The organism is Sphingomonas dokdonensis (assembly GCF_002197685.1).
Classification (GTDB): Bacteria; Pseudomonadota; Alphaproteobacteria; order Sphingomonadales; family Sphingomonadaceae; genus Sphingomonas; species Sphingomonas dokdonensis.
The window spans coordinates 147,926-160,159 of the sequence record NZ_NBBI01000002.1 but is presented as its reverse complement, the minus strand read 5'-3'; the positions used below and the strand labels follow the sequence as shown (position 1 = coordinate 160,159).

Sequence of the window (12,234 nt, the reverse complement as noted above, 5' to 3'; positions counted from 1 at the left end):
TCGGCAGGCGTGGCCGTTTTGCGCCGGCAGCAGGCCGACGGTACCGCCCTCGTGGCCGATCTTCGCCGGGAGCAGGCCAGGGTCTTGCCGGCTTTTGTTGCGGCGCGGCGTGACTTTCCTGCGCGGCAGTCGTTAAGTCGATCGCATGAGTGACGACCTGCCCGACGCGATTCCCGCTGCCACCCTTATCATCTTTCGCGAAGCAAAAGCCGGCCCGCCCGAGCTGCTGATGGTGGAACGGGCCAAGGCAATGGTCTTCGCCGGCGGCGCAATGGTCTTCCCCGGCGGCCGCATCGACCCCGCGGATTACGCCATGGCCGAGTTGATCGGGGGCGACGAGGAAAGCGCCAGCCGCATTGCCGCCATTCGCGAAACCATTGAAGAGGCAGGACTTCCGATCGGATTATCTACGCTGCCCTCAGCCGATCGACTGGCCGAGATGCGTGCCGCGCTCCACGCCGGGGAGACGCTGGCAGAGGCGCTCGCCGCAGCCGAGGCGACGCTCGATCTCAGGCAATTGGTGCCTTGGGCACGCTGGCGGCCCGCGCACCGCAACATGCGCATCTTCGACACGCGCTTCTACCTCGCCGAACTACCCGCCAACGCGCCGCGCGCAACCGTCGACCAGACGGAGAACGTCCGGCTGGTATGGGCAACCGCCCAGCAGGTGTTAGCCGACGCCGACGCCGGCAAGCTGGAGGTGATCTTCCCCACCCGCCGCAATCTCGAACGATTGGCGCAGTTCAACAGCTTCGCCGACGCCGCTGCGCATGCCGAGGCTACGCCGATCCGCACCGTGACGCCCTGGTCGGAAACCCGCAACGGGGAGGAGCATCTTTGTATCCCCGATGATTGCGGCTATCCTGTCACCTCCGAGGTGATCGCCCGCGCCATGCGCGGCTGATGCCGCGCAAGAAGCGCGCGCCTGGCCGCGTGCGCCGCGTGTTGGGATTGCTCATCACGCTGGCGATCGCCGCTTTTCTGGCGCTGCTCGGCTATGGCTGGATCCGCCAGCATCCCGAAGACACGCCGTGGGCGCCGCTCGATCTGTCACAGCCGATCGGCATGTTCACGGGGCGCAAGCTTGTCGCGCTGGGCGACGATTTCCCGCGCTGTCGCAAGCTGCTGGATCGCGCGGGGGTGGAATATACCGCGCTTGCCCCGCTGCGCGAGGGTGCGCAATGCGGCTATGACGATGCGATCCGCTTCGACGCTGGCGATCCGCGCATCACACCGTTCAAGCCCGCTCGCCTCGGCACGGCCTGTCCGGTCGCGGCCGCGCTGGCGCTGTGGCAATGGGAGGTGGTGCAGCCGGCGGCGGAGCGCCACTTTCGCATGCGGGTGACCGAAATCGATCACCTCGGCAGTTACAATTGCCGCCGCCTCTATGGCCGGAGCAGCGGCGATTTCAGCCAGCATGCGACCGCCAACGCCGTCGATATCGCCGGTTTCCGCCTGGCGGACGGCAAGCGGATCACCCTGCTGGGCGACTGGAAGAAGGATGGAGCGGAAGCTGCGTTCCTGCGCGATGTGCGTGACGGCGCGTGCCGGCTGTTCGCCACCGTGCTGTCGCCGGACTATAATGCCGCGCACCGCGATCACCTGCATCTCGATCAGGCGGATCGCGGCGCGACAGGCTGGCGCGCCTGCCGGTAAACGCCGCAACAGCGTGGCTTCCCCCCCGGGCCGCCACGCTGCCAAGCCTCAATGCGGCAGTGCGCCGACCTCCACCTTTTCGACCCAATAGGGATAGAAGGCCGGTTGCCGCGACGACCAGCCAGACGCCGTCGCGGCCGCCTCGCTGATCGATTGAAGCAGCTTGCGCCGCAGTTCCGGGTGAAGGTGCGGCAGCGCCGCGGCGGCGCAGAACGCCCCAGGCAACCACGGGCGCACCGCCGCGCCGATCAACCGTTCGTAGAGGAAGCGATACGCCGAAAAGCTGGTGATCCGCTGCTGGCCGAGATCAAAGGCACTGACGGTGATAAGCGGCCCCAGAAAGGACTCCACCGCATCGAGTCCACTATCGTCCGGCACCATTGCGCGGATGTCGGGCAGTCGATCGTAATGACGGGCCTGCGCGCGAATGCTCGCCGCCTCCACCAGATCGCGCGACCAGCGCGCCATGGCGTCGTCGCGATCCAGCCCGATATCGAGGCTGCGTCTGATGTAGCGCTGCGTGGAAGCGCTGAACCCTGCGAATTCCTTCATTTCTGCCAGCGTCATCACGCCTTCCGCTGGCTTCATCCTGGCACTCATTTGACCACCCCGCCCGCATTGTCGAAGCCGGGTCACCATGCGCCAGGATGAATGTCTTTATCCTTAACGCCGCACTCACCGGCGCTCAGATACGACCATGCAGCTTGCCGCGCTGCAACATGCAATGCGACGAACAGAGCGTCCTGATTACGAAATGGCGCGGAATGCGCCATTTACGCAACATTCAAGCGTCGCGCTGACGCTCTGCCTCTTCGCTGTAGCCAGACGATGGCGCAGGATCGGCGCGGCCCGGCTGCGTGTTCGCGGGTGGGTCGGACGCGTCCATCGATTCATCAAGGCCCGCATCAAGCTGCGCGTCCTTGCTCTCCGGGTGCTTGTCCAGCCGCTTGGCGATCGATTCATCGCGGCCGGCGTCCTGCGACGGGGGTTGTTGCGTGGGCATCCGCTTCTCCTTTGGAACGCCCGCTCAACGATCAACAGCACGTCGGTGTTCCTTACCCCAGCATAGCGAACCCGGCGGACGGCTCAGCTTACAGCCGCCGGACGGTTACCGATTGAGCGAACAGCTGCGCGGTGCCGAAGATCGTCATGAAAGCGATGTCGGTCGCGTCACGGCCTACCGCTACGCGCACCATGTCCGAAGCATCGGACATCCCGGTCGCGTCGACGAGATGCCATTCGCCCGCCAGCCACAACTCGGCCACCGCATGGAAATCCGCCGGCTGGACCCCGGGGGCATAGACAGCCACGCAGCGCGCGGGGATCTCGGCCGCGCGCGCCAATGCGACGAGGAGATGGGCATAGTCGCGGCACACGCCCCGCCGCTCCGCAAACGTGGTCAGCGCCCCGCCCCCCCGCTCGGTCGCGGCCGAGCTATATTCCAGCGCGCCGCGCACCCAATCGACCAACGCCGCGCCAAGCGCGCCGCCGCTCAGCCCGGTAAACTGCCGCCGCACGAAATGCTCGAACCGGTCTGACTCGCAATATCGGCTTGGCAACAGGTACCGGATCACCTCGGGCGGCAACTCGCGGACCGGCGTTGCGCCAAGCGCTTTAAGGTCGATCGAACGCCGCTCCACGGAGACAATCGCGTGATAGTCGGCGACGAGGCGCTGCTCGGCATGCGCCCAGCATCGTTGGCCGATGCCGTCTTCGCCGGTCACGGCACGGATCGGATGATCGGAATGGATGACCAGCGACTCGGAGTCCATCCGCTGGTCTGGCAGCGCTGCCGCCTCCACCTGCAACAGGACGTCCGCCGGTTCGGGGAAGGCGTAATCCAGATGAACGTCGATCGCGAGGCGCATCGCCGGGTCCTGTCAAAACGAGAGCAACACAACACGCCAGATGGCGCCGCAACGCATTTGGGCAAAGAAAAAGGCCCGGCGGAATGAACCGCCGGGCCTCGTGTCTCAGCCGTGTGACCGCTTATTCACGGCTACCCATGAACGAGAGCAGGAACTGGAACATGTTGATGAAGTCGAGATACAGCGACAGTGCGCCCATGATCACGGCCTTGCCCATCATGTCCGTGCCCGCAACATAGGCGTACATTTCCTTGATACGCTGCGTGTCATAGGCCGTCAGACCAGCGAACAGCAGCACGCCGATCGCGCTGATGCCCATCTGCAGCGCCGTGCTCTGCACCCACAGGTTCAGCAGCGAGGCGACGATCAGGCCGACGACACCCATGATCAGGAACGTGCCGAACGCCTGCAGATTACGCTTGGTGGTGTAGCCGTAGAGGCTCAGCGACAGGAACGCGACAGCGGTGGCAAAGAAGGTCGTTGCGATCGACGCGCCGGTATAGACGAGGAAGATCGTCGACATCGACATGCCCATCACGGCCGCGAACGTCCAGAAGATCGCCTGTGCCGCGCCGGTCGACAAACGGTTGATGCCGAAGCTCAGCACCATCACGAATGCCAACGGCGAGAACATGATGACATATTTCAGGATGCCGGGCGCCATGAAGATCTGCGCCGCGAGGCTTTCACGCCCGCCACTGGCGAACAACAACGCAACGATACCGGTGAGCAGCACGCCGGATGCCATGTAATTGTACACCGACAACATATATTTGCGGAGACCCGCATCATATGCCGTGCCGCGCGTGCCCGGTACGCTCGCGCCGAAGGCGTTCGCCGTCGGACGGGGGTCGGACCAGTTAGCCATTGTCAGTTTGCTCCTTCACCCGGCAAAGGGCCGGATACGCCTTGGAATATCGCGTTGCCCGCCCCAAAGTTCAAGTTCGCGGGTCACGGGCAATGGTTCGTCACAATCTGAGGAGGAGCCGCCGATGCATCGCCTGTTCGTCGCGCTGCGCCCGCCCCGCGATATACGCGATGCGCTGGCCGATGTCATGGACGGCGTGCCAGGCGCGCGGTGGCAAGACGACGATCAGCTGCATCTCACCACCCGCTTCATCGGCGCCGTCGAGCGCCCGGTCGCCGAAGACATTGCTGCGGCACTCGGCAGCCTGCATGCGCCGCGGGTGGAGGCGGCGATCTCTGGTGTCGGGCAGTTCGGCCAGCGCGGGCGCAGCGAGGCGCTGTGGGCCGGCGTGACACCGCATGCTGCGCTCGCTGCGCTGCACCGGAAGGTCGATCAGGCGATGGTGCGCGTGGGCCTGCAGCCCGAGCGGCGCGCCTATTTGCCGCATATCACGCTCGCCCGCCTGCCGCGGGCGCTGAACGCCGGGCCGGAGATTGCGGCGTGGCTCGCCCGTCATGCCGGATTGACGAGTACGCCCTTCAGCTTCGAACACCTGATCTTGTACGAAAGCCAGCTCGGCCGCACCGGCGCCAGCTATGAGCCAATCGCCCGCTGGCCCCTCGAATGATCGTCTGATACGCCGTGGCAAAGAACCGGTTGAGGGGAGCAGGATGAACACGACCGCGGACGGCGAATATCGCGCCACAGGCTATGCCTGGTACGTGCTCTCGATCCTTTTCGTGGTGTACATCCTCAATTTCATCGACCGCCAGGTGATCTCAATCCTTGCCGAGGACATCAAGCGTGACCTGAACCTGCGCGACGAGGATCTCGGCTTTCTCTACGGCACCGCCTTTGGCGTGTTCTACGCACTGTTCGGTATTCCGCTCGGGCGACTGGCCGACAGCTGGCACCGTGTTCGCCTGATCAGCGTCGGGCTGGCGCTCTGGTCGACGATGACGGCGCTGTCCGGGCTGTCGCGCACCGGCGGGCAATTGGCCGCCGCCCGCATCGGCGTCGGCATCGGCGAGGCCACGGCAAGTCCGTCCGCTTATTCGCTGATCTCGGACTATTTCCCCAAGAAGCTGCGCGGCACGGCGCTGTCGATCTATTCGGCGGGCATCTATGTCGGCGCCGGTATCTCGCTCTTCATCGGCGGGCTGATCGTGCAAAGCTGGAATGCGACCTACCCGAACGGTGGCCCATTCGGACTGGCTGGATGGCAGGCGGCTTTCCTGGCGGTCGGCCTGCCGGGCCTCATCATCTCGCTGTGGATCGCCACCCTTCGCGAGCCGGTGCGCGGGCTTTCCGAAGGGCTGGCGCAGCCGCCGCACCCGGCGCCGTTCAAGGCGTTCTTCGAAGAATTGCTGACCATCGTGCCGCCGTTCACGCTGATCGGCGCCGCGCGCCTCGGCACCCGCACCCTGCTGTGGAACCTAGTCGCCGCCGCGGTGATCGCGGTCGGGGTCGCGATACTTGTCGCCTTTGGCGAACCGCTGCCGCAATGGATCGCGGTTGGCATCGGCTTCTACGCCGTCTTCTCCTGGGCCAGCGCGCTGCGTCACCGCGACGCCCCCACCTTCGCGCTGATCATCGGCACGCCGGCTTTTCTGTGCACGGTCGTCGCCTACGGCCTGAACGCATTTCTTAGCTATGCGGCCGGTTTCTGGGCCGCGCCTTATGCCATGCGCGAGCTGGGTGTGTCGCCGGCAGAGGCCGGGCTGATCCTCGGCGGGATGGGCGCGGTGTCGGGTTTCCTTGGGGTCACGATCGGCGGCATCCTGGGGGATCGGCTGCGGCAGAAGCATCCCGGCGGACGCCTTGTGATGGTGGCGTTGGGCGCCGTGCTGCCCGCGCCGTTCCTGGCGGTCGGCTTTACGACCGACACGCCGCTTGTTCTCTACATCTGCCTCTTCCTCGCGCAGTTCACCGCCAGCTGGGCGTTGGGCAATTCGGCCGCTACGACGCAGGATCTGGTGTTGCCGCGAATGCGCGGCGCGGCGACGGCCACGTATTTCATCGGCACGACGCTGCTTGGCCTCGCGCTCGGGCCGTATCTTGCAGGCCGCGTGTCGTCGCTGACCGGCAGCCTGTCGGTCGGCATGCTGTCGCTGTTGGTGACGGTGCCGATCACGCTTGGCGCTGCCATCGCCGCGTTCAAGCTCGTGCCTGCGGCTGAGGCGACGCGTGAGGACCGCGCACGCGCCGCGGGCGAGACCGACTTCACTTGATCCGGCTAGTCCTGCGCGTGGCGGCGCTGCTGCTGGCGCTGCTGCTCGCCCTGCCCTGCCACCTGCTGTGGCGGCTGCTGCGCCTGCCGTCGCCATGGCCCACGTGGTTCCTCGGCAGCGTTGCCTGGATCATCGGTGCGCGGCGGCGGGTGATCGGCACACCGCTGCGCCGCGATGTCGTGTTCGTATCCAATCACCTCAGCTGGATGGACATTCCCATCCTGGCCGGGTGCAACGGCAGCGCCTTTGTCGCGAAGGCGGAGCTGCGCGCCGTGCCGCTCGTCGGCTGGCTCTGCACGCTGAACGGCACGATCTTTGTCCGGCGCGAGGATCGCATGGCGGTGGCGGACCAGATCAACGCCCTGCGCGAGGCGCTGTCCGAAGCATGGGCAATCACCATCTTTCCCGAAGGCACGACCGGCGACGGCACCGCGCTGCTGCCGTTCAAAGCCGCACTGCTCGCCGTGCTGGATCCCCCGCCGCCCGGCGTTTTGGTGCAGCCGGTGCGGGTCGACTATGGCGCGGCAACGGGAGAACTCGCCTGGGTCGGCGACGAGCCCGGCACCACTCATGCCAGCCGCGTGCTGCGCCGCCGCGGCTCCTTTTCGGCTACGCTCCACTTCTGCGATCCCTTCGACCCTCACGACTTTCCCGGACGCAAGGCGATTGCGGCAGAGGCGCGGGCACGGATCGCCGCCGCTGGTGGCGGAGAAGCCGCGGCTTCGCTATAGGCGCGGCGCCATGAAGCCAGCCCCAAAAACCTTCGCCGTCAAATCCTTCGGCTGCCAGATGAACGTCTACGATGGCGAGCGGATGGCCGAACTGATGGCCGCTCAAGGCATGACGGCCGTTGCCGACGCGAATGCGGCCGATCTTGTTGTGCTCAACACTTGCCACATACGCGAAAAGGCTACCGAGAAGGTGTTTTCGGACATCGGACGGCTGCGCAAGGATCGCGCCGGGCGCGGGGAAGCGGCACCGATGATCGCGGTCGCGGGCTGCGTCGCGCAGGCCGAGGGCGCGGAGATCGTGCGCCGCGCAAAGGTCGACGTGGTGGTCGGCCCGCAGGCCTATCACAACCTGCCCCGTCTGGTGGCGGACGCTGCCGCCGGCACCGCTGCGCTCGACACCGACATGCCCGCCGCATCCAAGTTCGGCGCGCTGCCCGCACGGCGCAAGGTTGGGCCGAGTGCGTTCCTGACGGTGCAGGAGGGATGCGACAAATTCTGCACCTATTGCGTGGTGCCCTACACCCGCGGCGCCGAGGTGAGCCGGCCGTTCGCCGCCATCGTCGACGAGGCAAAGGCGCTGGTCGATGCCGGCGCACGCGAGATCACGTTGCTGGGCCAGAACGTCAACGCCTGGACTGACGGCGACGACCGCGGCCTCCACGACCTGATTCGCACGCTGGACCGGATCCCGGGGCTCGCCCGCATCCGCTACACCACCAGCCACCCCAACGACATGGCGCAGGGCCTGATCGACGCACACCGCGACGTCGAAAGCCTGATGCCGTTCCTCCACCTGCCGGTGCAGGCGGGCAGCGACCGGGTGCTGAAGGCGATGAACCGCAGCCACACGTGCGATTCGTACCTTCGCCTGCTTGACCGCGTGCGCGCGGCGCGGCCCGATATTGCGCTGTCGGGTGACTTCATTGTCGGCTTTCCCGGCGAGACCGACGCGGAGTTCGCCGAAACGCTGCGCCTGGTGGATGCCGTCGGCTACGCCCAGGCGTTCAGTTTCAAGTACAGCCCGCGCCCCGGCACCCCCGCCGCAGACATGGGCGATCAGATTCCGGACGCTGTCATGGTCAATCGTTTGCAGCAGCTTCAGGACGCGCTGAATCGCGACCAGCTTGCCTTCAACGAGGAGTCGGTCGGCCGCACCTGCGAGGTTTTGATCGAGCGAAACGGCAAGCTACCCGGGCAAAAACTCGGCAAATCGCCGTGGCTCCAATCGGTTCTGCTCTCGGGCGAGCACCGGATCGGCGATCTCGTAACCGTGCAGCTTACCGAGGCGGGACCCAACTCGCTGAAGGCGACAACGAATTTTGCATCGTAATTTCGTGACAAGTTATTGACAGGTTTCGCAAGAAACGAGAGGTTCTTTCCATAAGAACAGACAGAGTTAAGCCGACGAACGTACTATTATATCATGGTGGTCCGCTTTCAGGGCCATTCCTGCTCGAGATATAGGTGCCCGTCCTACGCACAGCGTAGACGTGATCGTTGCGTTTAGCGTTGCCCCTGTCTGTCGGGATTGGGAGGACGATAACAATGTCAACTGTTGAAGCACCAACCGGCGCGATGTGCCAATGCCCGGCATGTACCAGCGGCGGCGAGCACCCGGCAGGCACGTTCTGGGATGACGGCCGCTATGTCAGCTACGGTTCGGTCGATCCCGATGCCGGCGGCACGTACAACGGCAAGCCGATCTGGGACGTTACCACGATCAACGCCAACCTAAACCGCACGGGCCAGGATTGGTACACCAACAACTATGGCGTGCTGGACGACGGCGTCCTCAATTTCGGGTTCTGGAAGAACTACGGCGAACTCGCGAACAGCTATTATGTCAACGCGACCGGAACGGATTCTTTCGAAGAAGCGATCCGCGCGAACTTTTCGGCCTTCAATGCCGGCCAGCGCGGCATTGCGCGCTCCTCTATCAACCTCTGGGATGACCTGATCAACATCTCGTTCCGGGAAACCAAGTCCTACGACGGCGACATCAACTTCGGCAACACGGCAACCGGCGGCGCGCAGGCTTACGCCTATCTGCCGTTTGGCGACATTTACGACGCCAGCTACAAGGAAGCATACGACTTCACGCAGATCGGCCGTCTGGCCGGCGACGTGTGGATCGACGGCTTTGTCGGCTCGAACTTCAACCCGCTGGCGAACAGCTATTACGCTGTCACGACCATGATCCATGAGATTGGTCACGCGATCGGCCTGAGCCATCCGGGCGATTACAACGCCACCGACGACAATGATGGCGACGGCGTGGCGGACCCGATCACCTACGCGAACGACGCGAAGTTCGCGCAGGACTCGCGCCAATATTCGATCATGAGCTATTTCGACGCTTATGAAACGGGCGCGCAACACATCGATTTCACGCTGACGAACTTCGCCTATGCGGCGACGCCGCTGGTGCACGACATTTCGGCAATCCAGGCCATCTATGGCGCCGATATGACGACGCGCACGGGCAATACCACTTACGGCTTCAATTCGAACGCGCGTGAAGACGCTTTCGACTTCACGCTCAACACGCGCCCGATCGTCACCATCTGGGATGCCGGCGGCCGTGACACGCTGGACTTCTCCGGCTGGGATACGCCCTCGATCATGGATCTGAACGAAGGCGCCTTCTCCTCCGGTGGCGGCGTGATCGAGTTCCCGTCGCTCGAAGAAGTGAACGCCAAGCGTGCAGAGCTGGGCTTCGCCGCCCGCACCCAGGCGCAATACGATTATTATGTCGATCTGCGTAACGAGCTAGGTTTGGAGAACGGCCTGTTCACCGATAACGTCTCTATCGCCTACGGCACGGTAATCGAGAATGCCGTCGGCGGCGGCGGCGATGATCTGATCATCGTCAACAGCGCGGCAAACCGCATCGATGGCGGCGCGGGCGTCGACACCGTCAGCTACGAAACGGCAACGTCGGGCGTGACCGTATCGCTCGCGAACGGCGTCGGCTCGGCCGGTGCAGCCGGTGATCGCTTCACCAGCATCGAGGGCGTGATCGGCTCCAAGTTCGACGATCGTCTCACCGGCGATGCCGGCAACAACATCTTCGAAGGTGGTGCAGGCGACGATCGTCTGATCGGCGGCGGCGGACGCGATGCGTTCGTGTTCAAGCTGAACAACGGCGGGACGGGAATCGACCGTATCACCGATTTCGGCCGTGATGACATGATCGTCACGGACCGGGCGCTGTCCGATCCGAACAACGACGGGATCATCAAGGTTGGCAGCTCCGGCAATCTGGCGCTCGATCTCGAGACGGGTTCGCGCGTCATCCTGCAGAACTTCGATGCCGGCGAGGGCCTTCAGTTCCTCGGCGAACAGAAGGGCCTGTTCTATTACGGGTACGCCGACGCCACCACGCCGGTAGCAACGGTGACCAGCGCTTTTGCCGCTGGCCGCGTCTACGAAGCAGCCTCGCCTGCGCCGTTCGCCCTCGGCGCCGACGACGTGTTCGCGCCGAGCACGTCGAACGCTCCGTCGGTCGGCGCCGGCGCGTTCGACTTCAGCGACCTCCGCCTCGCCAATGGCGGCGGCCTGGGCGGTTTCGGCGGCGGTTCGGCCGGCAGCTTCGACGCTGCGCTGTTCGTGTCCTCGGCATCGCCGGTCCACTCGCTGGAGACGATCAACTGCGTCATCGCTTGATGTCGTAAACTGACGGCGCTGGGTCGGTTGCGGTAATTCCGCAACGATCCGGCGCCGTTTCCGTTTGGGCTTGGGAGGGGTCTTACCTTTGCCCCCTCCCGCTGCCACATTGGCGGGGCATGACGCACCTTCAGGGAGCCAGATGAGTCGAAAGCCCGTAGCCGCCCAAGCGGGCGAACGTAGCAGGGTCGAACTTACCTTCGATCGTCCCCAATCGCTCAGCGCGTTGTTCGGCCAATATGACCGCAACCTTGTTGCGTTGGAGAACCGGCTGGGTGTTTACATTACCGCGCGCGGCAATCGTGTCGGGCTTGAGGGGACGGCCGAGCAGGTTGCCCTTGCCCGCGACGTGCTGAACGACCTGTATGCCCGCATTCAGCGCGGCGAAGAGGTGGACAGCGGACTCGTCGACGCCTCCATCGCCATGGCTGCCGAACCGACGCTGGACGGCATCATTTCGGCGGAGAAAACCGGCGGCGCGCCGCCGATCATGATCCGTACGCGCAAAAAAACCATCGTGCCGCGCACCCCGGCGCAGGCGCATTACATGCGCGAGCTGGTGCACAATGACATGATCTTCGCGCTGGGTCCCGCGGGCACCGGCAAGACCTATCTCGCCGTCGCCCAGGCCGTCGCGCAACTCATCACCGGCAGCGTGCAGCGGCTGATCCTCTCGCGTCCAGCCGTCGAGGCGGGCGAGCGGCTCGGCTTCTTGCCGGGCGACATGAAGGAGAAGGTCGACCCCTATCTGCGCCCGCTTTACGACGCCTTGTACGACTGCCTTCCCGCGGAGCAGGTCGAGCGGCGCATCGCCAGCGGCGAGATCGAGATCGCACCCATCGCCTTCATGCGCGGGCGGACGCTGGCCGATGCCTTTGTGATTCTGGACGAGGCGCAGAACACCACCCCCGCGCAGATGAAGATGTTTCTCACGCGATTCGGGCAAAACAGCCGCATGGTGATCTGCGGCGACCCCAACCAGACCGACCTACCCGGCGGCGTGGCAGCGAGCGGCCTTGCCGACGCGACCATGCGGCTTAATGGGGTCGAGGGGATCGCGATGGTCCGCTTCAGTGCGGCCGATGTGGTGCGTCACCCTATCGTCGGCCGGATCGTGGAAGCTTACGAAGGGCGAGACGCATGATGCGCTTCGACGTCCATTTTACGCGAGCCTG

Annotated in this window: 12 protein-coding genes; 8 read left to right on the top strand and 4 right to left on the bottom strand. The window is 64.9% G+C overall.

The features are described from left to right. Positions 1-145 precede the first annotated feature (145 nt). Together SPDO_RS05650 and SPDO_RS05645 are read left to right on the top strand one after the other, a co-directional pair. Entirely contained in the window at positions 146-904 is a 759-nt protein-coding gene (locus SPDO_RS05650; protein ID WP_088366514.1) for an NUDIX hydrolase, read from the top strand. After that, complete coding sequence (locus SPDO_RS05645; protein ID WP_088366513.1) at positions 904-1,656, top strand: extensin-like domain-containing protein; 753 nt, start codon at positions 904-906, stop codon at positions 1,654-1,656. Before SPDO_RS05650 ends, SPDO_RS05645 begins: the two co-directional genes overlap by 1 nt. Before the next feature lie 48 nt (positions 1,657-1,704). On the opposite strand, the gene SPDO_RS05640 is transcribed toward SPDO_RS05645, so the two are convergent. The 4 genes from SPDO_RS05640 to SPDO_RS05625 form a co-directional block, all read right to left on the bottom strand. Beyond that, positions 1,705-2,244 (bottom strand): hypothetical protein, encoded by a 540-nt coding sequence (locus SPDO_RS05640; protein WP_425441927.1) that lies wholly within the window; start codon positions 2,242-2,244, stop codon positions 1,705-1,707. A 196-nt stretch (positions 2,245-2,440) separates the two neighbouring features. Then, complete coding sequence (locus tag SPDO_RS05635; RefSeq protein WP_211280006.1) at positions 2,441-2,659, bottom strand: hypothetical protein; 219 nt, start codon at positions 2,657-2,659, stop codon at positions 2,441-2,443. Between the two features lie 88 nt (positions 2,660-2,747). Then, positions 2,748-3,524 (bottom strand): transglutaminase-like domain-containing protein, encoded by a 777-nt coding sequence (locus SPDO_RS05630; protein ID WP_088366511.1) that lies wholly within the window; start codon positions 3,522-3,524, stop codon positions 2,748-2,750. A 121-nt stretch (positions 3,525-3,645) separates the two neighbouring features. Next, positions 3,646-4,392 (bottom strand): Bax inhibitor-1/YccA family protein, encoded by a 747-nt coding sequence (locus tag SPDO_RS05625; protein WP_088366510.1) that lies wholly within the window; start codon positions 4,390-4,392, stop codon positions 3,646-3,648. A 124-nt stretch (positions 4,393-4,516) separates the two neighbouring features. Between SPDO_RS05625 and thpR the strand changes: the two genes are divergently transcribed. The 6 genes from thpR (at position 4,517) to SPDO_RS05595 (ending at position 12,203) form a co-directional block, all read left to right on the top strand. After that, the gene (gene thpR, locus SPDO_RS05620; protein WP_088366509.1) at positions 4,517-5,059 is read left to right on the top strand and encodes an RNA 2',3'-cyclic phosphodiesterase; all 543 of its coding nucleotides are present in this window, start codon (positions 4,517-4,519) and stop codon (positions 5,057-5,059) included. 43 nt (positions 5,060-5,102) lie between these two features. Continuing rightward, on the top strand, positions 5,103-6,662 hold the full coding sequence (locus SPDO_RS05615) for a spinster family MFS transporter (RefSeq protein ID WP_088366508.1): 1,560 nt from the start codon (positions 5,103-5,105) through the stop codon (positions 6,660-6,662). Next, positions 6,659-7,393, top strand: a complete 735-nt coding sequence (locus SPDO_RS05610; protein WP_088366507.1) for a lysophospholipid acyltransferase family protein — start codon at positions 6,659-6,661, stop codon at positions 7,391-7,393. Before SPDO_RS05615 ends, SPDO_RS05610 begins: the two co-directional genes overlap by 4 nt. A 10-nt stretch (positions 7,394-7,403) precedes the next feature. Next, the gene (miaB, locus tag SPDO_RS05605; RefSeq protein WP_088366996.1) at positions 7,404-8,723 is read left to right on the top strand and encodes a tRNA (N6-isopentenyl adenosine(37)-C2)-methylthiotransferase MiaB; all 1,320 of its coding nucleotides are present in this window, start codon (positions 7,404-7,406) and stop codon (positions 8,721-8,723) included. A gap of 215 nt (positions 8,724-8,938) precedes the next feature. Continuing rightward, positions 8,939-11,059 carry a M10 family metallopeptidase C-terminal domain-containing protein gene (locus SPDO_RS05600; protein ID WP_088366506.1) on the top strand — a complete coding sequence of 707 codons (2,121 nt, stop codon included), beginning with the start codon at positions 8,939-8,941 and terminating at the stop codon, positions 11,057-11,059. Positions 11,060-11,201: 142 nt separating this feature from the next. Beyond that, on the top strand, positions 11,202-12,203 hold the full coding sequence (locus tag SPDO_RS05595) for a PhoH family protein (RefSeq protein WP_088366505.1): 1,002 nt from the start codon (positions 11,202-11,204) through the stop codon (positions 12,201-12,203). Positions 12,204-12,234 lie beyond the last annotated feature (31 nt).

Bases quoted from the DNA above. Each gene is read 5' to 3' on its own strand.
- SPDO_RS05650 (WP_088366514.1), top strand. From the start codon at position 146: ATGAGTGACGACCTGCCCGACGCGATTCCCGCTGCCACCCTTATCATC.
- SPDO_RS05645 (WP_088366513.1), top strand. From the start codon at position 904: ATGCCGCGCAAGAAGCGCGCGCCTGGCCGCGTGCGCCGCGTGTTGGGA.
- SPDO_RS05640 (WP_425441927.1), bottom strand. From the start codon at position 2,244: ATGAAGCCAGCGGAAGGCGTGATGACGCTGGCAGAAATGAAGGAATTC.
- SPDO_RS05635 (WP_211280006.1), bottom strand. From the start codon at position 2,659: ATGCCCACGCAACAACCCCCGTCGCAGGACGCCGGCCGCGATGAATCG.
- SPDO_RS05630 (WP_088366511.1), bottom strand. From the start codon at position 3,524: ATGCGCCTCGCGATCGACGTTCATCTGGATTACGCCTTCCCCGAACCG.
- SPDO_RS05625 (WP_088366510.1), bottom strand. From the start codon at position 4,392: ATGGCTAACTGGTCCGACCCCCGTCCGACGGCGAACGCCTTCGGCGCG.
- thpR (WP_088366509.1), top strand. From the start codon at position 4,517: ATGCATCGCCTGTTCGTCGCGCTGCGCCCGCCCCGCGATATACGCGAT.
- SPDO_RS05615 (WP_088366508.1), top strand. From the start codon at position 5,103: ATGAACACGACCGCGGACGGCGAATATCGCGCCACAGGCTATGCCTGG.
- miaB (WP_088366996.1), top strand. From the start codon at position 7,404: ATGAAGCCAGCCCCAAAAACCTTCGCCGTCAAATCCTTCGGCTGCCAG.
- SPDO_RS05600 (WP_088366506.1), top strand. From the start codon at position 8,939: ATGTCAACTGTTGAAGCACCAACCGGCGCGATGTGCCAATGCCCGGCA.
- SPDO_RS05595 (WP_088366505.1), top strand. From the start codon at position 11,202: ATGAGTCGAAAGCCCGTAGCCGCCCAAGCGGGCGAACGTAGCAGGGTC.